This is a genomic window from Nocardiopsis sp. FIRDI 009, from assembly GCF_003386285.1.
GTDB lineage: Bacteria > Actinomycetota > Actinomycetes > Streptosporangiales > Streptosporangiaceae > Nocardiopsis.
In genome coordinates, this window is record NZ_QPNC01000006.1 from 141813 (window position 1) to 165625 (window position 23813).

General features: G+C 71.8%; 17 protein-coding genes and 2 pseudogenes. 8 read left to right on the forward strand and 11 right to left on the reverse strand.

What is annotated here, in order from left to right; translation table 11 throughout:
- Together DVR05_RS03955 and DVR05_RS03960 are read right to left on the reverse strand one after the other, a co-directional pair.
- Entirely contained in the window at nt 1-225 is a 225-nt protein-coding gene (locus tag DVR05_RS03955) for a helix-turn-helix transcriptional regulator (RefSeq protein WP_116244431.1), read from the reverse strand.
- Nucleotides 225-878, reverse strand: coding sequence for a DUF2975 domain-containing protein (locus DVR05_RS03960; RefSeq protein ID WP_116244432.1), 654 nt, complete (start codon nt 876-878; stop codon nt 225-227). Before DVR05_RS03960 ends, DVR05_RS03955 begins: the two co-directional genes overlap by 1 nt.
- Nucleotides 879-1006: 128 nt before the next feature.
- Between DVR05_RS03960 and DVR05_RS27870 the strand changes: the two are divergent.
- Nucleotides 1007-1822 (forward strand): annotated as a pseudogene (locus DVR05_RS27870) (nitrilase-related carbon-nitrogen hydrolase); the annotation flags it as partial.
- A 369-nt stretch (nt 1823-2191) separates the two neighbouring features.
- Here DVR05_RS27870 and DVR05_RS03970 read toward each other — a convergent pair.
- The 3 genes from DVR05_RS03970 to DVR05_RS03980 form a co-directional block, all read right to left on the reverse strand.
- Nucleotides 2192-3559 carry an LCP family protein gene (locus DVR05_RS03970; RefSeq protein WP_116244561.1) on the reverse strand — a complete coding sequence of 456 codons (1368 nt, stop codon included), beginning with the start codon at nt 3557-3559 and terminating at the stop codon, nt 2192-2194.
- Nucleotides 3560-3743: 184 nt separating this feature from the next.
- A complete protein-coding gene (locus tag DVR05_RS03975) occupies nt 3744-5183 on the reverse strand; it encodes an LCP family protein (protein WP_116244433.1) in 1440 nt (479 codons plus the stop codon).
- A 176-nt stretch (nt 5184-5359) separates the two neighbouring features.
- A complete protein-coding gene (locus DVR05_RS03980) occupies nt 5360-5836 on the reverse strand; it encodes an RDD family protein (protein WP_116244434.1) in 477 nt (158 codons plus the stop codon).
- Between the two features lie 331 nt (nt 5837-6167).
- Here DVR05_RS03980 and glnA (DVR05_RS03985) point away from each other — a divergent pair, with 331 nt between their 5' ends.
- Together glnA (DVR05_RS03985) and DVR05_RS03990 are read left to right on the forward strand one after the other, a co-directional pair.
- Nucleotides 6168-7592, forward strand: coding sequence for a type I glutamate--ammonia ligase (gene glnA, locus DVR05_RS03985; RefSeq protein ID WP_116244435.1), 1425 nt, complete (start codon nt 6168-6170; stop codon nt 7590-7592).
- A gap of 141 nt (nt 7593-7733) precedes the next feature.
- Nucleotides 7734-10778, forward strand: coding sequence for a bifunctional [glutamine synthetase] adenylyltransferase/[glutamine synthetase]-adenylyl-L-tyrosine phosphorylase (locus tag DVR05_RS03990; protein ID WP_116244436.1), 3045 nt, complete (start codon nt 7734-7736; stop codon nt 10776-10778).
- An 83-nt stretch (nt 10779-10861) separates the two neighbouring features.
- Here DVR05_RS03990 and DVR05_RS27260 read toward each other — a convergent pair whose 3' ends face one another.
- From DVR05_RS27260 to DVR05_RS04005, 4 genes and pseudogenes are all read right to left on the reverse strand, one after another.
- Nucleotides 10862-11209, reverse strand: a complete 348-nt coding sequence (locus DVR05_RS27260) for a carbohydrate-binding module family 20 domain-containing protein (RefSeq protein ID WP_232831976.1) — start codon at nt 11207-11209, stop codon at nt 10862-10864.
- Nucleotides 11201-13012, reverse strand: a pseudogene (locus tag DVR05_RS03995) (carbohydrate-binding module family 20 domain-containing protein); the annotation flags it as partial. The pseudogene DVR05_RS03995 and the gene DVR05_RS27260, both read right to left, overlap by 9 nt.
- A 385-nt stretch (nt 13013-13397) precedes the next feature.
- The gene (locus tag DVR05_RS04000) at nt 13398-13736 is read right to left on the reverse strand and encodes a hypothetical protein (protein ID WP_116244438.1); all 339 of its coding nucleotides are present in this window, start codon (nt 13734-13736) and stop codon (nt 13398-13400) included.
- Between the two features lie 79 nt (nt 13737-13815).
- Entirely contained in the window at nt 13816-14436 is a 621-nt protein-coding gene (locus DVR05_RS04005) for a hypothetical protein (protein ID WP_116244439.1), read from the reverse strand.
- Nucleotides 14437-14706: 270 nt separating this feature from the next.
- Here DVR05_RS04005 and DVR05_RS04010 point away from each other — a divergent pair, with 270 nt between their 5' ends.
- Both DVR05_RS04010 and DVR05_RS04015 read left to right on the forward strand, forming a co-directional pair.
- A complete protein-coding gene (locus DVR05_RS04010; RefSeq protein WP_116244440.1) occupies nt 14707-14904 on the forward strand; it encodes a hypothetical protein in 198 nt (65 codons plus the stop codon).
- A 44-nt stretch (nt 14905-14948) separates the two neighbouring features.
- Nucleotides 14949-17921 carry an AAA family ATPase gene (locus tag DVR05_RS04015; RefSeq protein WP_369974493.1) on the forward strand — a complete coding sequence of 991 codons (2973 nt, stop codon included), beginning with the start codon at nt 14949-14951 and terminating at the stop codon, nt 17919-17921.
- Nucleotides 17922-18064: 143 nt separating this feature from the next.
- Here DVR05_RS04015 and DVR05_RS27875 read toward each other — a convergent pair whose 3' ends face one another.
- Nucleotides 18065-18832, reverse strand: coding sequence for a hypothetical protein (locus DVR05_RS27875; protein ID WP_369974494.1), 768 nt, complete (start codon nt 18830-18832; stop codon nt 18065-18067).
- 130 nt (nt 18833-18962) lie between these two features.
- Nucleotides 18963-20750, reverse strand: a complete 1788-nt coding sequence (locus DVR05_RS04025; RefSeq protein WP_116244442.1) for an NAD+ synthase — start codon at nt 20748-20750, stop codon at nt 18963-18965.
- Between the two features lie 227 nt (nt 20751-20977).
- Here DVR05_RS04025 and glnA (DVR05_RS04030) point away from each other — a divergent pair, with 227 nt between their 5' ends.
- The 3 genes from glnA (DVR05_RS04030) (at nt 20978) to DVR05_RS04040 (ending at nt 23784) form a co-directional block, all read left to right on the forward strand.
- On the forward strand, nt 20978-22339 hold the full coding sequence (gene glnA / locus DVR05_RS04030) for a type I glutamate--ammonia ligase (RefSeq protein WP_198659030.1): 1362 nt from the start codon (nt 20978-20980) through the stop codon (nt 22337-22339).
- A 162-nt stretch (nt 22340-22501) separates the two neighbouring features.
- A complete protein-coding gene (locus tag DVR05_RS04035) occupies nt 22502-22753 on the forward strand; it encodes a metal-sensitive transcriptional regulator (RefSeq protein ID WP_198659041.1) in 252 nt (83 codons plus the stop codon).
- Nucleotides 22754-23196: 443 nt separating this feature from the next.
- On the forward strand, nt 23197-23784 hold the full coding sequence (locus tag DVR05_RS04040; RefSeq protein WP_116244445.1) for a rhodanese-like domain-containing protein: 588 nt from the start codon (nt 23197-23199) through the stop codon (nt 23782-23784).
- Nucleotides 23785-23813: the final 29 nt, after the last annotated feature.

The window sequence follows — 23813 nt, forward strand, 5'->3', positions numbered from 1 at the left end:
TCAGTCCTGCTCGTATCCGATGAGGTCGCCGGGCTGGCAGTCCAGCTCACGGCACAGGGCGGCCAGGGTGGAGAAGCGGATGGCCCTGGCGCGACCGTTCTTGAGGACCGACAGGTTGACGACGGTGACCCCGACCCGCTGGGCGAGTTCGGTCAGGGTCATCCCCCGGTCGCTGAGCAGCGCGTCGAGGTGGATCCGGATGCCGGTGGCCTCCTCGGGCGGCATCAGACCAGCCCCTCGACGTCGTCGCGGAGGCGGGTGCCGCGGCGGAACACCTCGGCCAGGGCGGCCAGGGCGAAGCCGACGAGCAGGAGGGGGAAGGGGACCTCGCCGAGTCCGACGGTGGACTCGACCAGGACCAGGCCGTCGGGGTCCAGTGCCCGGGACTGGAGTTCGGCCTCGGTGAGGACCCGCACCAGCGGGACGGCCAGGGAGCCGACGGCGACGGTGGCCGCGACGACGTACATCCGGCGCACGTTGGCGGGGACGAACGGGTCCCCCTGGGCGAGGGTCCGGGCCATCCGCAGCAGGGTGACGAGCACGAGGAGGGTGGCCGCGACACCGACCAGGGTCGGGAGCGCCAGCAGGAGCCGCTCCGCGGGCGTGGGGTCGTGGAAGGTGATCGCCAGGGACTCGGGAGCGCGCACGTCCACATTCTCGCCGGTGACGGGGGTCTCGACCGGGGGCGTGGGGAGGCCCGCGGGCGCGTGGACGGTGATCGTGGTGAGATCTCCGACGACGTCCGCGGGCAGGAGCGGTGCGGTCCACACCAGGAGGAAGAGCCCGGTGAGGGCGGTGGCCGCGGTTCCCGCGATGAGGAGGCCCCGGAGGACGACGTCGTCCGCCTTGGACCAGGCGAGGCGGGGGCGGGTGGGCATGTTCGACCTCTTTCGTATCGTTTTTCGATAATAACGATAAACGATAACCCCTGCGTCGTCGAACGCCCCACGGCCTTGGCTCCCGCGCGGCGGCGGGAGGACGCTCGACCCGTGTCCGCACCGCCGGAGTGTCCCACGAGCACCGAACTGACCACCGCGTCCGTGCCCGACCGGGACGCGTTCGCGTACCGGCGGGACATCATCTGCGCGACGTTCGTGCGTCTGGCCGCGGACCCGGTGGGCGACGGGCGGTTCGGCGGAAGGATCGAGCACGTGTCGGCGGGCGACATCGGGATGTCCGTCATGGCGTCCCACGGCCACCTCGTCCGGCGCCCCCGTGCGATGATCGCGCGCCACCACAAGGCCACCAGCCGCGCGCCGCCGGCGGCGCGCGGCTGGTGGCCTCCCCTGAGGCGTTCGTCCCCGGGTACCCGTGGTGGATCTGGTCGGACTCCCCGGCCGCCTCAATGGCGTTCACCGCCGACTACCGGACCAACTCGATGACGCGCGACGGCGCCGAGATGGACCGGATCCGCGGGGCGGCCGCACGCCACCGGATCCACGTCGTCCTCGGGTTCAGCGAACGCTCGGGCGGGAGTCCGTACATGGCCCAAGCGTTCGTGCCCGACACCGGCGAACCGGTCTCGGTACGGCGCAAGCTCACGCCGACCCACGTCGAGCGCTCGGTGTTCGGCGAGGGGGACGGAAACGACCTCCAGGTCCACGACACCCCGCTCGGGAAGGTCGGCGCCCTCAACTGCTGGGAGCCTCTCCAGCCGCTCACCAAGTACGCGATGTACGGGCTCGGCGAGGAGATCCACGTGGGCGCGTGGCCCGCCTTCTCGCTGTACCGGGGGTCGGCCCACGCGCTCGGCCCGGAGGTGAACACCGCCGCCAGCCTGACGTACGCCGTCGAGGGGCAGACGTTCGTCGTGGCTCCGTGCTCGGTGGTGGGGGCCCGCGCGCGGGAGCTCTTCTGCGAGCCCGAGACCAAGCGGCGGATCCGCCCGCGTCTACGGGCCGGACGGGTCATCGCTGGCCGAGCCGCCGCCCGAGGACGAGGAGGGCCTTCTCTACGCGGACCTCGACCCCGAACTCATCGCGATCGCCGAGTCCGCGGCCGATCCCGTGGGGCGCTACTCGCGCCCGGACGTCCTCCGGCTGATGGTCAAGCGCAACCCCGCGCCCCAGGTCGTCCACGCGCCCGCAGATCCGGCTCCCGGCCTGGAGTCCCCGTGGGACGGGGGTCCCCCTCCCCCGCCGTCCACCCCCTGACGGTGTTCCCCCGCCGTCCACGCCGTCGGACCGCGGTGTCAGGAGCACGTCACGGTGTCGGCGGCGGAACGGCTCTCCAGCCCGTCGAGCGGATCGCCGCCGTCCCCGGGGTCGGCGCCGTCTCCTCCGGAGCCCTCTGTGGCCAGCCCCTTCCAGTCGGTGGCGCCCATCACCAGCTCCAGTTCGTCGCCGAGGTCGGCGGCCTCCTCCACCCGGGCGGTGTCGAGCGCGTCGGCCAGCACCCGGGCCTGCGTCTCCCGGCCCGGGCCGTGGTAGACGGTGGTCACCTCCGAGGGTCGCTGCTCGGGGTTGCCGATGTCGGTGACGGTGAAGCCCTCGGCCTCCAACAGCGGCCGGACCACACCGGCCAGGCCGTCGGTCGCGGTGCCGTTGAGCAGTCGGAGGGAGACGTCCGAGGGGTCGACGTCCTCCCCGGCCGCGCCGTCGCCGACGTCGTCCTCTCCCCCGTCCTCCTCGGCCAGGGGCTCCCCGGCGGCGACGGCCGCGAACAGCTCGCTCGCCTCGGGCTCCCGGACCTCCACCTTGTACGCGAACTCCCGCGAGTCCACGACCGGCACCATCACCATGTTCATCCGGTCCAGGTTCACGTCGCGCACGGCGATGACCAGTTCGGCCATCCTGTCCACGGTGAGCGCGTCGTCGGTGACCAGGTTGTCGGTGACCGAGTCGAGGAGGGAGTAGACCGAGGTCGGGCTGGAGAGGAACTCACCGCCGGTCACCTCCCGCGCCAACGCGCCGATCAGCCGCTGCTGGCTCTGGATGCGGCCCAGGTCGCTCCCGAACTCGGTGCTGGCCCTGGACCGCGCCAGGCCGAGGGCCTCGGCCCCGTCGAGCCGCTGTCGACCGGCCTCCAGACGGAGGTCGGCCTTGGGGTCGTCGATCGGCGCGGGGATGCACATCTCCACCCCGCCGACGGTGTCCACGATGTCCTCGAAGCCGGCGAAGTCCACCTGCACCATGTGGTCGAGGTGGATGCCGGTGGTGTTCTCCATCGTGTCGCCCAGGCAGTTCAACCCGCCGTACATCATCGAGTGGTTGATCTGGTCCCGGCCGCCGGACCACCCGGGGGAATCACCGACCGGATCGCAGGCCGGGATGTCGACGACGAGGTCGCGCGGCACGTTCACCATCGTCACGGCACCCGCGTCGACGTTGACGTTGACGATGACCAGGACGTCGGGACGGTCTCCCCCCGACTCGGTGTCCACGCCCAGGAGCAGGATGTTGTGGACTCCCTCGACACGGTCGGGGCGGTCACCCCAGGTGTCGGTGTCGATCTGTTCGGTCCGGATGTCGAACGCGGACGCGTAGGCGCCGTAGGCGGTCAGGCTCGCGGCGATGAGCACACCCGTCAGAACGCAGGCCGCCCACTGTCCCGCGCTCATGAGCGAACGCCGGACCCGGCGGCGGGAGGGTGTCTTCTCGCGGGTCAAGGGGCACCGATCCGTTCTGTGTCAGGCGGGGGTGTCCGACGGGGGCACGGTGCTCGGAACACGCGGAGACGGACGCGTCGGCCCGGATCGTACCGGAAACACCGGGACCTCCCCGAGGCCGTGCCCGGGGAACGGCTCAGCAGGGGCTGTCCTCCGCCGCCTCCGCGGTGATACCGCCCAGGTCCTCCGTGATCGAGGGCTCCGACTCGGTGGAGCCGCCTCCCGCGACGCCGCCCCAGTCCGCGCCCAGGACCAGTTCGAGGTCGGCCGCCAACCCCTCGGCCTCCTCGGTCACGGCCTGCTCCAGGGCGTCGGCCAGGACGGAGGCCGCGGCCTCCTGGCCGGGCGCGTGGTAGACGGTGGTGACGCCGGGGAAGCGCACCTGGGGGTTGCCGGTGTTGGTGACCGCGAACCCCTCCGCCTCCAGCTGTACCCGTGCCTCGCCCGCCAGACCGGTGATCCCGGTGTTGTTGCGGATGTCGACCGTGATGTCCGAGGGGTCGGGAGCGTCCTCGTCCCCGCCGGAGTCACCGGAGCCCTCAGCTTCTTCCTCCTCGTCGCCGCCGGTCAGGTCGGCGCCGGAGTTGATCGCCTCGAAGAGCTCGGAGGCGTCGGGCTGGCGCATGATGAGCCGGTTGTGGTCGTTGGGCGCCTGGCCGTTGGGGACGGTCAGGAACTGGACGTCGGCCAGGTCGACCTCGCGCATGGAGATGGCGATGTCGGTCATGGTGTCGACGGTCAGGTCCTCGTCGGTCGAGATGGAGTCGGTCACCGCGCCGAGGAAGTTGGTGATCGTGACCGGGCTGGTCATCACCTCACTGCTGAGGACGCCGCGCAGCATCGCGCCCATGAACTGCTGCTGGCGCCCGATCCGTGACAGGTCGCTGCCGTCGCCCTGGCCGTAGCGGGAACGGACGTAGCCGAGCGACTGTTCGCCGTTGAGCGTCTGGAGTCCGGCGTCGAGTTCGAGGTGCGCCTTGGGGTCCTCGATCGGCTCGGGGATGCACATCTGAACGCCGCCGATGGCGTTCACCATCTCCTTGAAACCGGTGAAGTCCATCATGACGAAGTGGTCCAGGTGCACGCCGGTCACCTGCTCGACGGTGTTCCACTGACAGCCGACGCCGCCGAACGTCATCGCCGAGTTGAGCATGCCCGTGTGGGGGTTCATCCCCTCGTAGCCCTCGGTCGGCTCGCAGCCGGGAAGGTCCACGACCAGGTCGCGGGGCAGGTTCACCAGGGTCGCCGTGCCGTTGTCGACGTTGATGCTGGCGATGAGCATCGTGTCGGGGCGCTCGCCCTCGGCCTCGCCGTAGTCGGCGTTCTCCCCCGACCGGATGTCGGAGCCGATGATGAGCAGGTTCATCACGCCCTCGACGCTCACCGGCCGATCCCACTCGTCGGTGTTCACCTGGTGGGTGGTGATGTTCCCGACGATCCCCTGGTACCAGCCGTATCCGCCGAGGCTGGCGATGATGGCCAGCGCGGTGGCCACGCACGCCACCCACTGACCGGAGGACAGTCGCCCACGGTCGAACACGCGCGAGGAGCGGGGGGCGGAGCGTCTACCAGCCATACGAACCTTCGGAATGGTGCGTTGCGACCCGTCGTGGGGCGGGGCGATGGAGCCCTTGGGTCAAGAATGTTCCCAGGGAGGGTAATGAACGGATGTTAACAGCAGCTAAGAAGGGGTGTGTCCCGCTCCGTTCCGGGCCGCGGGGCGGTGACGCGGAGGGTTCCCGGACGGGCTCCTCAGAAACGGGTGGCGACCGTCCCCGCGGCGCGGTCGTGCAGCCCCCGGGTGTCGCGGTCGTAGATGACGGCGGGGATGACCAGGCACAGCAGCAGCGTGCGGACGGTCATGGACACGAACCACGGCCAGGAGCGCTCACCGGTCGCGGTGATCCCGACCCCGACCAGACGGCGGCCGACGGTGGTGCCGAACAGTGTGAGCAGCGCGATACTGAGCGCGGCGTACACGACCAGGGCCGTGTTGCTGATCAGCGGGGGGATCTCCGCCGGGGTGGCGGCCCCGGCACCGACCAGCCCCGTACGGTAGGCGGCCAGGGCCAGCAGCATCGCCAGGATCCAGTCCAGCGCCAGCCCGGCGAGGCGGCGGCCGACACCGGGTACCGAGCCGGGACCGCTCTCCGGCAGGCCCAGGCGGTTGCCCCGGTAGCGGAAGTCGTCCTCGGGCGCGGCCGCGCCGCTGCGCCTCTCGTCGCTCATACCCTTCACGGTATCGGCCCGGGCCACGCGTCCGCGCCGGGACCGGAGCAGGACGGGCCGCCTCCAGCGGGCGCGCCGGAGTGGTTCCGGTCACGGAGAACCCCTGGCGGGCGCCCTGATTCCTCCCGTTGCGTGGTGGAATCACCGGTTAACGCGGGTTGGTCTGCAAAAACGACGGGCTCCGTAACATGCAGGAAACAATCGAGACATGGCGTGGAAACCACCCGCTCCTAGCTTCGATGACGAAGCCGGGAGGCGGCGTGCGCTCCGAGGGGTCCGCGACGGAGCGGATCGGAGCCGGTCGCCTCAGCCACCTGCACGGAGGTTCGTTTTGTTCAGCAGCGTCGACGAGGTGCTCGCCTATATCCGAAACGAGGACGTCAAGTTCCTCGACGTCCGGTTCACGGACCTGTTCGGAGGCGTGAACCACGTCACCCTCCCGACCGAGAACGTCGACGAGTCGACGTTCACCGATGGCCAGATGTTCGACGGGTCCTCGATCCGCGGCTTCCAGGCCATCCACGAGTCCGACATGCTGCTGCTCCCCGACCTGAGCACCGGCGTGCTGGACCCGTTCCGCAAGCACAAGACGCTGAACATGACGTTCTTCGTGCACGACCCCCTCACGCTGGAGTCCTACAGCCGCGACCCGCGTAACGTCGCCCGCAAGGCCGAGGCCTACCTGCGCGGCTCGGGTGTCGCCGACACCGCCTTCTTCGGTCCCGAGGCCGAGTTCTACATCTTCGACGACGTCAAGTTCGAGACCCGGGCCAACACCGGCTTCTACGAGATCGACTCCATCGAGGGCGCCTGGAACACCGGTTCGGCGATCGAGGGCGGCAACCGCGGCTACCGTCCGCGCTACAAGGGCGGTTACTTCCCGGTCGAGCCGGTCGACCACTACAGCGACCTGCGCTCCGACATGGTCCGCACCCTCATCGACTCCGGTCTGGAGGTCGAGCTCCAGCACCATGAGGTCGGCACCGCCGGCCAGGCCGAGATCGGCATCAAGTTCGGCACGCTGCTCCAGCAGGCCGACCGCGTGCAGCTGTACAAGTACATCGTCAAGAACGTCGCCAACGCGGCGGGCAAGACGGCCACCTTCATGCCCAAGCCGCTGTTCGGTGACAACGGCTCCGGCATGCACTGCCACCAGAGCCTGTGGAAGGACGGCGCGCCGCTGTTCTTCGACGAGTCCGGCTACGGCCAGCTCTCCGACACCGCCCGCTACTACATCGGCGGTCTGCTCAAGCACGCGTCGGCGCTGCTCGCCTTCACCAACCCGACGGTGAACTCCTACCACCGCCTGGTGCCGGGCTACGAGGCCCCGATCAACCTGGTGTACAGCCAGCGCAACCGCTCGGCCTGCATCCGCCTGCCGCTCACCGGATCGAACCCGAAGGCCAAGCGCATCGAGTTCCGCGTGCCGGACCCGTCGGCCAACCCGTACCTGGCCTTCTCCGCGATGCTCATGGCGGGCATCGACGGCATCAAGAACAAGATCGAGCCGCCGGAGCCGGTCGACAAGGACCTCTACGAGCTGCCCCCGGCCGAGGCGCAGGCCATCAAGACCGTGCCCGCGTCGCTGGACGAGGCCCTGGAGGCCCTGGAGGCCGACCACGAGTTCCTGCTCGAGGGCGGCGTCTTCACCAAGGACCTGCTGGAGACCTACGTCGACTTCAAGCGCACGGAGGAGATCGACTCCCTGCGGCTGCGCCCGCACCCGCGTGAGTTCGAGCTCTACTACGACATCTAGGTCGTCGGGACGTTCCCAGGGGTGACGCTCCCCCCGCGCACCCCTTCCTCGGGGCCGGTATCCGCTCGGATACCGGCCCCGACCCGGTTCCGGGGCCTACCCGGCTACCGTTGACGCGTGGCAAGGGACGGAAAGACCAACATGACAGCAGGCGCGCTGGCCAGGCGTGGCTTCAGTGACAGCACCCGGGCCCTGCGACTGGTCGAGGCGGCCGGTCTCGATCCCCGGTCCGACACCGACGTCATCGACTCCCTCGCGGAGGCGCCCGACCCCGACCAGGCGCTGCTCGGACTGATCCGGGTCCTGGAGGCGGCCTCGGACGCCGACGAGGTCCTGACGGTCCTGCGCGAGGACTCCGACCTCCGCGTCCGGCTGTGCGCGGTCCTGGGCACCAGTACCGCGCTCACCGACCACCTGGTCCGGCATCCGGGCGACTGGCGGGAGCTGCGCGGCGCGGACGCCGCCCGCTCCCCCGGCCCCGAGGAGCTGCGCCGGGGCCTGCTGCACACCGTGGGCGCCGACCCCGACTCGCCCGCTCCGACCGCCGCCGTGTTCGACGGGGGCTCCCTGGACGGCCTGCGGCACACCCTGCGCGTCGCCTACCGCAGGCGGGTCCTGCGCCTGGCCGGGCGGGACCTGACCGGGGTGTGCGGGGTCGAGGAGGTCGCCGCCGAACTGGCCGACCTGGCCGCCGCCGTCCTCGACGCCGCGCTGGCCGTGGCGCGCGCCGAGCACCCCGAGGACGCCGCCCTGTGCCGTCTGGCCGTGATCGGCATGGGCAAGTGCGGCGGCCGCGAGCTGAACTACGTCAGCGACGTCGACGTGGTGTTCGTGGCCGAGCCCGCCGAGGGCGGGGAACCGGTGGACGAACAGGCCGCGATGCGCGCGGCCACCCGCCTGGCCACCGCCATGATGCGCATCCCCTCGGAGACCGACGCCGAGGGCGTGCTGTGGGAGGTGGACCCGGCCCTGCGGCCGGAGGGGAAGAACGGCCCCCTGGTCCGCCCGCTGGCGAGCCACCTGGCCTACTACGAGCGCTGGGCCAAGACGTGGGAGTTCCAGGCGCTGTTGAAGGCCCGCCCGATCGCGGGCGACACCGAGCTGGGCGCGGCCTACCAGGCGGCGATCTCGCCGATGGTCTGGGAGGCCGCGGGCCGCCCGGACTTCGTGGAGGACGTGCAGGCGATGCGCCGCCGGGTGGTGGCGCACATCCCGGCCGGCCAGGCGGAGCGGGAGCTCAAGCTGGGGCCGGGCGGGCTGCGCGACATCGAGTTCTCGGTCCAGCTGCTGCAGCTGGTGCACGGGCGCACGGACGAGCGGCTGCGGTCGCAGAACACCCTGGACGCGCTGGCGGCCCTGTCCGAGCACGGGTACGTGGGACGCGGGGACGCGGCGGGTCTGGCCGACGCCTACCGGTTCCTGCGCGGTGTGGAGCACCTGTTGCAGTTGGAGCGGTTGCGGCGCACGCACATGATGCCCGATCCGGCCAGCCCCGACGGGCCGGGGCAGTTGCGGCGGCTCGGGCGGTCCCTGGGGTACATGGCCGACCCGGTGCGCGAGCTGACCGAGGCGCGGCGCAGGGTGTCGGCCGAGGTGCGGCGGCTGCACGAGAAGCTGTTCTACCGGCCGCTGCTCAACGCGGTGGCGCGGCTGCCGGAGGAGGAGGCGCGACTCTCGCCGGACCAGGCGCGGGCGCGGCTGGAGGCGCTGGGGTTCGCCGACCCGGGCGGGGCCCTGCGGCACCTGGAGTCGCTGACCTCGGGGGTGTCACGGCGGGCGGCGATCCAGCGGACGCTGCTGCCGGTGATGCTCGGCTGGTTCTCCGACGCTCCGGACCCGGACGCGGGGCTGTTGGGGTTCCGCCAGGTCAGCGATGCCCTGGGCACGACCCCGTGGTACCTGCGGCTGCTGCGTGACGACGTACGGGTGGCCGAGCGGATGGCCTGGCTGCTGGGAACCAGCCGGTACGTCACCGACCTGTTGCTCCGCGCCCCCGACGCGGTCGCGGCGCTGGCCGACGACGCCGACCTGGCGCGCCGCGATCCGAAGGTGCTGGCCGGGGAGGCCGAGGCCGCGCTGCGGCGCTACGACTGGTCCGAGGAGTCGGTGTCGGCGGTGCGCGCGCTGCGCCGCCGTGAGCTGCTGCGGACGGCCGCCGCCGACCTGTTGGAGGTGTCGTCGGTCGAGGAGGTGGGCGCGGCCCTGACCGACATCGCGGCGGTCACCATCGAGGCGGCGCTGAAGGTCGCGTGCAACCGGGTGGTCGCCGCGTCCGGGGACGAGCCGCTCACGCGGGTGTGCGTGGTCGCGATGGGCCGGTTCGGCGGTGGTGAGCTGACCTACGCCAGCGACGCGGACGTGATGTACGTGCACGACCCCCTGCCCGGGGTGGACACGGGGGCGGCGACGCGCCAGGCGCTGGCGATCGTGCGGGAGCTGGCGCGTCTGCTGGAGATGCCCGCGGCGGAACCGCCGTTGAAGGTCGACACCGACCTGCGGCCGGAGGGTCGGAGCGGGCCGGTGGTGCGCACGCTGGAGTCCTACGCCGCGTACTACGGTCGCTGGTCCCAGGTGTGGGAGAGCCAGGCGCTGCTGCGGGCGCGGCCGATCGCGGGCGACCCGGAGCTGCGCGCGGCGTTCACCGCCCTGATCGACCCCATCCGCTACCCGGAGGGCGGTATCGACGCCGCCGCGGTCCTGGAGATCCGCAAGCTCAAGGCGCGGATGGAGGCCGAACGGCTGCCGCGCGGCGCCGACCCGACCCTGCACACGAAGCTGGGCCGGGGCGGGCTGTCGGACGTGGAGTGGGTGGTCCAGCTCCTCCAGCTGCGCCACGCGCACGAGTTCCCGGACCTGCGGACGACGGGGACGTTGAAGGCGCTGGAGGTGGCCGTGGCGCACGGCTTCCTGGCGGCCGACGACGGGGCGGAGCTGGAGCGGGCCTGGCGGTTGGCGTCCCGGGTGCGCGGCATGGTGATGCTGGTGCGCGGGCGCGGCGGCGACTCGCTGCCGACCGACCTGCGGGTGCGGGCCGCCCTGGCGGAGGCGATGGGGTTCCGCAGCGGCGCGGAGACGGACGACGGCGATGAGGTGTCGGAGGGGCCCGCCGAGCAGCTGACGGAGACCTACCTGCGCACCACCCGGCGGGCGCGGTCGGTGATGGAGCGGGTCTTCTACGACGACTGAGGGGCACCTCCGCGCGGAGGAGTGTGCGCGGAGGTGCCCCGACCGGGGGGAGTGGTCCCGCGGGGGACGTTCACCGATGGGGGTCAGCTCCAGTGGTCGGTGAACGCCTGTGTGCAGTCACCGCCGCTGTCCTCGGCGGTCGCGACGCGGTTGTCGCCCTCCTGCCAGACGACGTTCCCGGACCCGTCGATCTTGACGTACTTGTACTCGAACTCCGTGCCGACCGGCAGGCCGGTGGAACCGCCCCACCAGGGGTAGCTCGTCTCGTTGGTGCTCAGCCGCAGACCGCTGGCCGGGTCCCAGGAGCCGAGTTCGGGAATCGATCCGACGACGTACACCTCCTGGCCGTAGTGGGTCTCGGCCTGGACGTTGAACTCCGTGGCCACCGTGGTGCAGGTGGAGCCGCCGTCGTCGCTCGATCCCCAGGTCACGCCGCCGGAGGGGGGACCGACGCGGTTGGCGCCCTCCTCCCAGAGGACGTTCCCGGACCCGTCGATCTTCACCAGCTTCCACTCGGCCGCCGAGGCGATCTCGGGCGAGCCGGTCCAGACGGGGTAGGAGCTCTCGTCGGTGGTCAGCCGCACTCCGTCCCGGGGGGTCCAGGAGCCGAGCTCGGGCGTGGATCCGACGACGTACACCTCCTGGCCGTAGTCGGTGTGGACGGTGGCGGAGAGCGTGCCGGTCTCGCCTCCGTCGTCGTCGCACTCCTCGGGGTCGTCGCACACGCCGCCGACGTGCAGCGCGACGGCGCCGTTCGCGGGGACGGTCACGGTGACCCGACCGCCGGAGACGGTGAACGCGCCGCTTCCCGCAGCGTTCTCGTAGGTGCCGTCGGGCAGGTTGGTGTCGGTGGTCAGGTCCCAGGTGCCCGCGCCGGCGTTGAAGGCGGCGAACCCGCGGTCGCCGCGGTCGAAGGCCAGGCGGGAGTTTCCGTCGGTGGCCCGCTGGATGACGGCGGTGTCGCCCGTGGCGTTGCGGAAGGCGGCCATCCCGGCGACGGCGGGGTCGCGGTGCTCGCAGATCCATGCGGCGCTGGAGCAGTCGGCGTCCTCGGTGATCCATCCGGCGGGGTTGCCGTCGACCTCACCGATGCTGGGCGGCCCCTGGGCCTCCTCGTGGAAGTCGTAGCTCGACATCACCTTCGGCTGCCCGTAGGGGTGGGCGAGCATGAACGCGGTGGCCAGGTAGTAGCGGTCACCGTCCTTGTGGGTGAGAGTGGGGGCCGAGCGCTGGGTGTCGTGGTTGTCGATGAACACCGTGGCCTGGTCGTCGGAGAGGCCGCCGTAGTCGGGCAGGTTCGCCAGCCCGGAGATGGTGCCGTCGGCGAACTTCCCGGCGACGTCGCGCTGGTAGTCGAAGTTGGTGGCGCGGCCGCCGTCGAAGGTGTACTGGGTGTAGGGGATGGTCGCGTCGCCGTAGACCTCGTAGTAGACGTCCGGCTTGCCCCCGAACCCGGGCACGTCGTTCAGGTTGGCGAAGATGTCCTGGACGTGGGCCTCGGGGACGTGCTTGGCGGCGTCCACGCGGAAGCCCGCCACACCCATGTCCACCAGGCCGTTGAGGTACCGCCGGATGTTCCCGCGGACCCGGGGGTCAGCCGTGTCGAGGTCGGACAGCTCCAGGAGCTGGCAGTTCTGCACCTCCCACTTGTCGCCCCAGTCGGAGATGGTGTCGTAGCAGGGCTCGAAGTCGCCGTGCTCGTAGGCGGCCGACCCGTCACCGAACAGGTCCGGGTAGTCGTAGTACTCCCAGTCGGTGCCCGCGCTCCCGACGCCGGAGCCGGGTCCCGTCATGTGGTTGATGACGGCGTCGACGTAGATCCTGACCCCGTTGTCACGGCAGGTGTCGACCATCGCCTGGAACTCCTCGGCGGTGCCGCGCCGGGTGTTGTCGATCCGGTAGGAGACCGGCTGGTAGTCCTGCCACCAGGGGTACTCGGCCCCCTCGGCGGCGGGGATGACCACGTGTTCCTGGGGCGGGGAGACCTGGACGCCGCCGAAGCCGTTGGGGCCGAGGAAGTCGGCGCACTCGGTGGCGACGGAGTCCCAGGTCCACTCGAAGAGGTGGACGATCGTCTCACCGTTGGCCTCGACCGTGGCGGTCGAGGAGTGGGGGACCGGGGCCTGGGGGGCCGCCGCCGAGGCGGGTGCCGTCGACAGCACGGGTGCCGCCAGTGTCGTACCGAGGACGAGGGCCGACAGCGCTGCGCCCGCCCTGTGTCGTCGTGAGCTCATACGCGCTCCTTGGGGGAGTTTCACGGTGGGGCCGCGCTGCCACACCGTCACGCTCTTGCACTTTACGCAAGAGTTTGCGTGGAGGTGACGAACGTAACAGAACCCCAGGCGCTTGTGAACGGGAGGTTCCCTCCGCGTTTCCGCTGTCACACGGTGCGATTAACTCCGCTTTCACATGCGAGAACAGGGCGAACGACAGGTAGAGGGCGGGACGCGTGGATTCGGACACGAGGGCCCTGACCTGCGGGTCGACCCTTCGCAAGGGGGCGAAGGATTCACGCAAGAGATCTGAGAAAACGCAAGAAAAACCGGTGCCGACGGGGGTCGAACCCCACCGACACCGGTGGCCGCGCGGATCGGGGCGGCCGCGGATCCGCCCCGGCCCCTACCAGAACACCGCGACGCCGATGTTGACGATCGCGAGGACACCGGCCGCGGTGGCCAGCCGGTTCGCGGGCTTGCGGAGGTTGAGGACCCCCAGGATCACCACGGCCAGGGCGATCACGAGCTTGACGCCCACCTTGACGTGGTTCATCTCCGGGTCGCCGGCCATCTCGGCCACGCCGACGAGGGCCAGTCCGGTGACGAGCTGGAGGAGGGAACTGTGCAGCAGCACCTTCGTCGACTTGGCGTTGCCGGTGATGACCTGCATGAGGAAGCCCGCGACGATGCCGGCCAGGCCGATCATGTGCAGGAAGACGAGCGCGGAGTAGAAGATGTCCATGAGGCCAGACTACTACGGCGTGTAGTTTTCGAGCGCGTTTTCATGACACACCGACGTAACGATACCCCGAGCGTCCCGGTCAGGGGCACCCCGTCCTTCGCGCACGCCAGAGCAGCCAGACCAGCGTCAGGCCGAGCGCCGCCCCGGCCACCCGCACCGACCCGGCACCCACGAACGCCTCCACCCTGGACATCACGGTCGGTTCACCCACCACCAGCGTGTCCCTCGCGCACGACGTCGGATCGGCGTCACGGTCCAGCAACAGGCACGCCGTACTCGTCAGGCGGTCCCCCGCGACGGCCCCCGCCGGAACCCGGACCCGCAGCGCGAACTCGGCCTCCTGCCCGTGGGACAGGTCGACCCGCCAGTTCACGACACCCCCCGCGAGGACCCCCTCACCCGCCTCCACGATCTCCAGCTCCTCGGACACGTGCTGGGCGAGCAGGGCGCCCTTCACGCGGGTCCCCCCGTCGTTGACCACGGTCGCGCGGAACACGGCCTCCTCCCCCGGCATCGGACTCCGGTCGTCGGCGATCAGCGCCAGGCCGACCGACCCCGACCGGTCGAGCCCGGCCACGGCGGGCTCGACCCCCGCGCCCGGAACCCCCTCGTCGGCCCATCCCGGCGCCACCCCCGTCCCCGCGGCCGCCAGCACCGCGACCGCCGCGACCCCCCTGATCCCCCGCGCGACACCGCTCATGGCTCCCCCTCCGCTCTCACGCACTGTCAGAACAAGACAACTACGAGCGACCGCGTAAGGACATCGGATGACACGCCTACGCGGCTGACCCGCGGCTCCCGACGCGTTCTTAGCCGTACCGTCCCGGGTCTTAGGCATCTCTGAGCGGGTCGCCCCCGTCCGGGGGTTCAAGACTGGGATTCCTCCCCATGTGTCCTCCCGGGTCTTAGCGCGATGGTTGGTCGCAGACGGCGGGACAGGGAGTTCCGCCGCGACAGGGAGAGGATCACCGTGTTCCACAGCGAACTCATGACCGCGCACGCACAGGCCCTGACCGAGGAGCGGCTGCGCGAGTCCGAACACCTGCACGCCGCCCGTCGGGCCCGCGCCGAGGAGCGGAGCCGACGCCGGGAGGAACGCGACCGGGCGCGCCAGGCGCGTTCCACGAACGGGCAGCGGCACCGGGGACGCTTCGGTCGGGCTGCGTGACCTCCGGCCGGGAGACCCGTCCCCCGCTCGGCATAATGGACGGCATGTCCAACCACGCCGGTACCAGTCCCGTCGTCATCGGCAGGGAGGAGCAACTCCGGCTCCTGGCGGAACACGTCGAGCGATCGTGGTCGGCGTCCTCCGGGACCGTGCTCGTCGGCGGGGACGCCGGGGTGGGCAAGACACGGCTGGTCACCGAGTTCGCCGGAACCCGCCCCGCCGGAACCGTCTTCCTCGGCAACTGTCTGCAACTGGGCGTGGACGGACTCGCCTACGCACCCTTCACGGCGCTCCTGCGCCAGTTCCTGCGCGAACACGGTCAGGCCATCGTCGAGGAGTCGTTCCCGGGCGGCGCCGGAGAGCTCTCCCGGCTCCTCCCCGAACTGGGTGACCCGCCGGAGGGCCGCCAGGAGGCGCGCGGCATCCTCTTCGAGCAGGTCCTGCGCCTGGTCCAACGGGTCGCCGGGGAACACGGGGTCACGCTGGTGCTGGAGGACCTGCACTGGGCCGACGGAGCCACCCGCGACCTGCTCGTCTACCTGGTCCGCAACCTCGACCTGCCGGGTGTCCAGATCATCGCCACCTACCGGTCCGACGACCTGCACCGCACCCACCCGCTGCGCCGGCTGCTGCCGGAGCTGGAACGGCTGCCCGAGGTCACCCGCCTGGAGCTGGCGCCGCTCACCAGGGAGGAGGTGGCCGCGCAGGTGACCGCCATCACCGGAACCACGCTCACCTCCACACGCCTGGACGACCTGTACGAGCGCAGCGACGGCATCCCCCTCTTCGTCGAGGCGCTCGCCGCCTCCGGGGAGAACCGCGCGATCGGATCCGACGCGGTACCCGACCACTTCCGCGAACTCCTGCTGGCCGCCCTGCACGGGTTGCCCGAGACGGCGGTCCGGGTACTGCGCGTGGCCTCGGTGGGCGCGGTCTCCGGGGAGATCGGGCACACGTCCCTGGTCCACGCCTGCGACCTCGCGGAGACCGAGGCCGAGGAGGCCCTGCACACCCTGGTCGACGCCAACCTGCTCCGGGTGCACGGGACCGGCTACCGGTTCCGACACGCCCTGTTGCGGGAGGCGGTGCACGACGCTCTGCTGCCCGGCCCGCGCGCCCGGCTCCACCTACGCTTCGCACAGCTCATCGACGAGTCCCCCGAATCGGTCCCCGCCGACCGCCGCGCCGCCGAACAGGCCCACCACTACCAGGCCGCGCACGACCTGCCCCGGGCCCTGCAGGCCGCGTGGTCGGCCGCGGAACGCGCGGGGGCGTCCCTCGCCCACGCCGAGCAGCTCACGATGCTGGAGCGGGTCCTGGGCCTGTGGGACCAGGTACCCGACGCGGTGGAGCGCACCGGGGGTCGCTCCCGGGCGGAGGTGCTCTCGGCCACCGGGCTGGCCGCCCTGGCGGCCGGCCGACCGCGCCGGGCGTGGGAGCTGTGCGACGAGGCCCTGGCCGATCTGCCCGACGCGGAGGACGACCACACCAGGACGGTGCGCGCGGTGCTGCTCCGCTGCCGCGGTCAGGCCAGGACCCACTGCGTGGACAGGGGCGCGGTCCAGGACCTCGCGGAGGCCCTGCGCGTCCACCCCCCGCACATGCCCGGATACGGTGTGATGCTGTCCATCCTGGCTCGGGAGACCATGTTCCGGCCGAGGGAACAGCTGCACCTGGGCGCCTCCTCCACGGACCTGGCCCAACGGGCGCTCGACGTGGCCGAGCGGACCGGCGACCGCTCCGCCGAGGCGGCGGCACTGGTCACCCTGGGGTCCGTCCGGATGAGCCGGGGTGACCTGCGGGAGGGCCGCGCGATCATCGAACGGTCGATCCGGGTCTCGCGGGAGATCGGCGACACGGCCATGGAGGCGCGCGGTGTCAACAACCTCGCCCATTTCCTGCGGGAACGGGGCGAGCACCGGGAGGGGCTCGAACTCCTGGACGGGCTGCTCGGTGAACACCGGGCCTGGGGTCGGAGCGGGGTGCACAGCAGCTTCATGCACCAGAACCGCGCCGAGATCCACTTCGAACTCGGCCGCCTCGACAGCACCCGCTCCATCGTGGACGAGGCCCTGCACCGCAGTGCCTCACCCATGCACCGGGTGTTCCTCCTGGTGCCCTGGAACCGCGCGGCGATCGCCCAGGGCGACCTCGCCGCCGCCCGCTCCGGATCGGCGCACGACGATCTGGCGGCGGCCCGCTCCGGCATCGCCCGGGTGGACCGGGCGGCGGTGCTGAGCATGGAACGCCTGGACCAGGCACAGCAGTCGGTGACCGCCTGGCTCGATCTGCTCCTGGCCGAGGGGGACGACACCACCGCGCTGGACTACTCCGCCCAGGTCCTCGACCGGTTGCCGCTCGCCGACTCGCCCGGGTACGGGTGGGCGGTGCTGGACCTCATCTCGGAGGCGGTACGCCGGGAGGCCGGCGGGGGCTCCGGCGCCGGGCGTCCCGTCCGGGCCCGGCTGGACGACGCCCTCGCCACCATGCCCGTCCACGGTCCGGTGCAGGCGGCGTTCCGATCCACCGTCCGGGCCCGGTTGGCCGAGGGCTCCGGGACGCCCGAGCGGGTGCTGGGGGCCTGGGGCGAGGCGGTCACGGGGTGGGAGCGCACCCCCATGGTGCTCCACCTGGCCGCGGCCCGGACGGACGCCGCGCGGGCTGCCCTGACGGCGGGCGACCGACCCACCGCGCGCACGTGGGTGGGTGAGGCGCACGCGGCGGCCGTCGGGTGTGGCGCGGCCCGGCTGGCACGGGCCGCGGCCGGGCTGGCGCACCGGATCGGGGCTCCGCTGGGCGGCGCCGCGACGCCGCCCGCCGCCCCGGCCGGGCTCACCGCGCGGGAGACCGAGGTCCTCGGCCTGCTCGCCGTGGGCGGCACCAACGCGCAGATCGCGAAGGCGCTGTCCATCACGCCCAAGACGGCGAGCGTGCACGTGTCCAACATCCTGGGCAAACTGGGGGTGGCCAACCGCACCGCCGCTGGGGTGCGCGCCCGCGAACTCGGCCTGGTCTGACGGTCCGGTGTCGACCGCACACGCGGCGGTGGGCGGCGAGCCGCCCACCGCCTCCTCCGGTTCGCGTCCCGCCGGGCTCCTCGGAGGCACGCCGGACGGTGGTGCCGGGGCCGACGCACACGCCCGCCCCCGCCCGGATCGGGTCAGCTCGGCTCAATCGCGTTGATCGCGACCTGTCCGGGCGCCCAGAGGATCACGTGCTCGACCAGCCAGTCGTCGCCGGCCTCGTCGCCGTCGATCACGTCGGTCCGCCCGAACTCCATCTCGTCCGCCGGAGCCGGGGACTCGTCCGAGCCGGTCACCCCCGAGTCGCCGTCCTCGGACGGCGGGGGTTCGACGGACACGGTCTGTCGGTACTCCACGGTCTCCTGGTCCCGGTCGGCCAGGATCCGGCGCAGCTCGCCGACGGTCATGTCGGTGAGGTCGACACCCTCCAGAGCCTCGCCGGGCGCGGTCGCCGAGTTCGTGGTGTCGTACGCCTCACCGGGTTCGGGTTCACGGCCGAAGACCAGCTCGATCGGGTCGGAGTAGCCCTCCGGGATGCTCACGCCGACCGGGCGGCCCCCGCCCTGGAGGGTGCACTGCTCCGGGGAGTCGACGACCTCCACGTCACGGTCGTCCGTTCCCTGACTGGTGACGTCGGAGTCGAGGTACACCAGGTTGCCCACGACGGTGGGCGAGGCGGGCACGAAGCGCAGGTCGGCCCGGAGTCGGGCGGCCAGCGCGTCGCGTCGCCGAGCGCCGCGGCGGTGGTTGGCGAGCACGTTGCGCGCCACGCCGAAGACCCACGGCCGAGCCTGGTCGCCGGAGGGAACGTCGTCGATCCGCGTCCACACGGCGGCGGCGTCGCAGAGCTGCTCGAACCGCGCGACGGCCGCGTGTCTGGACCGGGCCGGGTGCTGTCGGGGCAACGCGCCCCTCTTTCGTTGGTGGTGGTGCGTCCTTCACCACCACACGTGTCCGGACCCGGCGCGGCGTTACGGGTGGGGGGAGGCAACCCCGGAAGTCATCCGGAATCCGGCCGGCGCGGGGAACCGGCCCTCAGACCGTCCAGCGGTTGGTGATGGGCAGGCGACGGTCGCGGCTGAGGTTGCGGGAGCTGATCTTGGTCCCGGGCGCGGACTGGCGGCGCTTGTACTCGGCGCGGTCGACCAGGCGGATGACCCGGCGGACGAGTTCGCGGTCGTACCCGGCGAAGACCAGTTCCGCCTCGCCCTTGTCGGTGCCGACGTAGGCGTCCAGGACCGCGTCGAGGAGGTCGTAGTCGGGCAGCGAGTCGCTGTCGAGCTGGTCGGGGCGCAGCTCAGCGCTGGGCGGCTTGGCGATGGAGTTCTCCGGGATCGGCGGAACCTGGCCGCGGCGTTCGGCGTCGGCGTTGCGCCAGCGCGCCAGGTCCCACACGAGGGTCTTCCAGCAGTCCTTGATGGGGGCGAACCCGCCCACGGAGTCGCCGTAGAGGGTGGAGTACCCGGTGGCGGACTCGCTCTTGTTGCTGGTGGCCAGGACCAGGTGGCCCTCCTGGTTGGACAGGCTCATCAGCAGGGTGCCGCGCACCCGCGCCTGGAGGTTCTCGGCGGCCAGTCCGCCCAGCGGGGCGCCGACGTCCGCCGCCGCCTGTTCGAAGGCGTCGACCACGGGGGCGATGGACACGGTCCGGGTGGCGAACCCCTGCCGTTTGGCGAGTTCCTCCGCGTCGCTGACGGAGTGCCCGCTGGAGTGCGCGCTGGGCAGGAGGAGGCCGTGGACGCGGTCGGCGCCCAGCGCGTCCACGGCGATGGTCGCGACCAGCGCGGAGTCGATGCCGCCGGAGACGGCGACCAGGACGGAGGCGAACCCGTTCTTGGCCACGTAGTCCCGCAGCCCCACGACCAGGGCGTGGTACACCTCTCCGGTGTCGGAGAGCGGGTCGGGCCGGGGCGTGACGGTGTTCTCCCGGGGCGGGTAGGGCGTGACCGGCGTGTCGGAGAGGGTGTGGCGGACCACCCGCAGCCCGTCGACCTCGGTGCCGTCGGGCACGCCGGGGTCGGTCCGGTCGGGCAGGTCGAGGTCGGCGACCAGCAGGGTCTCGTCGAACTGGGGGGCGCGCGCCACGAGTTCGCCGTCGGCGTCCACGACCAGGGAGTCTCCCTCGAAGACGAGGTCGTCCTGGCCGCCGACCATGTTGACGTAGGCCAGCGCGGCGCCGGTCTCCCGGGCCCGGCGCTGGCACAGTTCGAGGCGCACGTCGTCCTTGTGCCGTTCGTAGGGCGAGCCGTTGAGGGAGACCACGAGATCGGCGCGTGCGGCGCGGGCGGCGGCGACCGGTCCGCCCTCCCGCCACAGGTCCTCGCACACGACCAGGGCCACGTCGACCCCGTGGACGCGCAGGACGGGGAGCGTGTCGCCGGGGACGAAGTTGCGGAACTCGTCGAAGACCCCGTAGTTCGGCAGGTGGTGCTTGGCGGAGGTGAGCACGGACCGGCCCCGGTGCAGGACGGCGACCGCGTTCTGCGGGGCTCCGGCGGGCAGCCCGCCGTGCGGTGCGAACCCGGTGGGCACCGCCCCCTCCCGCCGGGAGAGGTGGCCCACGACGACCGGGAGGTCGCCCAGGCCCACGCGGTCCAGGTCGGTGGCGAGTTCGCGGGTGGCCCGGACGGAGGCGGACACGAAGGAGTTGCGCAGCGCCAGGTCCTCGACGGGGTATCCGGTGACGACCATCTCGGGCAGGGCCACCAGGTGGGCGCCCTCCTCAGCGGCCCGCCGGGCGGCGGCCACGACCAGGCGGCGGTTCCCGGCCAGATCGCCGACGGTGGGGTTGATCTGGGCGAGTGCGATTCTCAGCTGTGCCACGTCTTCGAGGGTAGTCGCCGTGTGTTACGCCTGTGGACAACGGTTCTCCGGCTCCGTGAGCGGTCATAATGCGAGTGTGGGGGCGCGATGTCACCGCCCCGGCTGGCACGTGCGGAAATACCCCGGAAATATGCGCACGGCAGACTGGGTCTGGGACACTGCGTCCGGCTTGGCTCCGCGCTCGGCGGGCCGGGATCGGGACTGACCGGCATCGAGGAAGGTTGATCGTGAATCGACAGCAGGAATTCGTGCTCCGCACGTTGGAGGAGCGCGACATCCGGTTCGTGAGGCTGTGGTTCACCGACGTGCTCGGGTACCTCAAGTCCGTGGCCGTGGCGCCCGCCGAACTGGAGGCCGCCTTCACCGAGGGCATCGGCTTCGACGGCTCGGCGATCGAGGGCTTCGCCCGCGTGTACGAGGCGGACATGCTCGCCCAGCCGGACCCCTCGACGTTCCAGGTGCTGCCCTGGCGCAACGAGCCGCACGGCACCGCCCGCATGTACTGCGACATCCTCATGCCGGACGGCTCGCCGTCGTCGGCGGACCCCCGGCACGTGCTCAAGCGGCAGCTGGGCAAGGCCTCGGATCTGGGGTTCACCTTCTACACCCACCCCGAGATCGAGTTCTACCTGCTGAAGAAGTTCCCCGAGCACGGGGAGTTCCCCGAGCCGAACGACTCGGGCGGCTACTTCGACCACACTCCGCACAACAGCGCGCACGACTTCCGGCGCAACGCCATCAACATGCTGGAGGCCATGGGCATCTCCGTGGAGTTCAGCCACCACGAGGGCGGCCCGGGCCAGCAGGAGATCGACCTGCGCTACGCCGACGCGCTCACCACCGCCGACAACATCATGACCTTCCGGCTCGTGATGAAGGAGGTGGCGATGGAGCAGGGCGTGTACGCCACGTTCATGCCCAAGCCGTTCACCGAGTACCCGGGGTCGGGCATGCACACGCACCTGTCCCTGTTCGAGGGTGACCGCAACGCCTTCTACGAGCCGGGCTCGGAGTACCAGCTCTCCAAGGTGGGGCGCGGGTTCATCGCGGGTCTGCTGCGGCACGCGGACGAGATCACCGCCGTGACCAACCAGTGGGTGAACTCCTACAAGCGGCTGTGGGACGACCCGGCCGCCTCCGCCGGCGCCGGCGGCGAGGCGCCCGCCTACATCTGCTGGGGCCACAACAACCGGTCCGCCCTGGTGCGGGTGCCGATGTACAAGCCCGGCAAGTCCAACTCCAGCCGGATCGAGATCCGCTCCATCGACACCGCCTGCAACCCGTACCTGGCCTACGCGGTGATCCTGGCGGCCGGCCTCAAGGGCATCGAGGAGGGGTACGAGCTTCCCCCCGGCGCCGAGGACGACGTGTGGGCGCTGACCGACGCCGAGCGCCGCGCGCTGGGGATCCGTCCGCTGCCGCAGAGCCTGGACGAGGCGCTGCGCATCATGGAGAACAGCGAGCTGGTCGCCGAGACGCTCGGCGAGCACGTCTTCGACTTCTTCCTGCGCAACAAGAAGGCGGAGTGGCACTCCTACCGCCGCCAGGTGACGCCGTACGAGCTCCAGCGGTACCTGCCCACGCTGTGAGTCCCCGGCCGCCTGACACCGGGGCCCGGCGGTTCCGCGGGACCGCCGGGCCCCGGTGTGTCCGGTGCCAGGGGTGGCCCTCATGTGGCACTCCTCCTATCGGTACGGGTGGGGGTATGCTGTGGCCAACGGAGGTGGTCCAGAGTGGAACTCAAGCCAGAGATGATCAAGGACGCCCTCACCCGGCTGCGGCGCGCACAGGGGCAGCTGACCGGAGTGATCTCGATGATCGAGGAGGGCGAGGACTGCGTCGACGTGTTGCAGCAGCTCGCCGCGGTGTCCAAGGCGCTGGACCGGGCCGGGTTCAAGATCGTGGCCACGGGCATGCGCCACTGCAACGCCGCGCGCGAGCGCGGCGAGGAACCGCCCATGACCGAGAAGGAACTGGAGCGGCTCTTCCTGGCCCTCGCCTGACGGGCGGGAGCGCCCCGGCCGGTGTCCGCGGAGGCGGACACCACCCCCTGCTTCTCACGTGTCGCGGCGTGCGCCTGCCTTCCGCATACACCCCCGGGTGTGTATGACCGTGAAGGAGGCGCCGCGCCCTCGCCCGGGACCACCCGGGCCGCCCCCGGGCCTCCTGCCTCGACGGAGGCGGGAGCACCGGCCGCTGCGGTCGCCGTGCGCGACACCGCCGGGCGTGCGTGGTGTCGCCGCCCACCGCCCGAGTTCGCACGCCCGCCGGGACGTGTCCGACCCGATCGGTGGGTACAACGGCTATCGACTCGTGGCCGCCTGACCGAGGGAGGGGCGGCGCGCACCCACCCGTCACACACTCCCCCCTGTATCCATCCTCCGGAACGGGAGCCGTCCTCTCCCGCCCCGGACCTGCCCCACACCCCACCGACCTGGAGAACCCCATGACCGACACCCTCGACGTCGCGTCGGCGCGTGCCCTGGTCGACACCGAACCCGACGCCCTGCTCCTCGACGTGCGCACCCCGGCCGAGTACGAGAGCGCCCACATCGCCGGATCCGTCAACCTGCCCCTGGAGCTGGTCCAACGCCACCTGGATCGGGTCACGGCCGCCCGCGGACGCCTGGTCCTCGTCTGCCAGTCGGGGGCGCGCGCCGAGCGGTGCCGCGCCGTTCTCGCCGGGACCGGGCGCACCGACGCCGTGGTCCTGAGCGGAGGCATGGCCGCCTGGACCGCGGCGGGCGCCCCAGTCGTCCGCGGTCGCGAACGTTGGGCCCTGGAGCGGCAGGTCCGCCTGGTCGCCGGGAGCATCGTCCTGACCTCCGTGGTCGCCAGCCTGTGGTGGCCCCCGGCCGTGTGGATCGCCGCCTTCATCGGCGCCGGGCTCACCTTCGCGGCCCTCTCCGACACCTGCGCGATGGGCACGCTGCTCACGAAGCTGCCCTACAACCGGCCCCGCGAGGCGATCGACGTCGAGGCCGCACTGGCGCGGATCGGCCGCGCCGCCGGTCGGGCCGCCGGAACCGCGTGAGCGGTGTCGGCCACCGCCCCGGCGGCGCA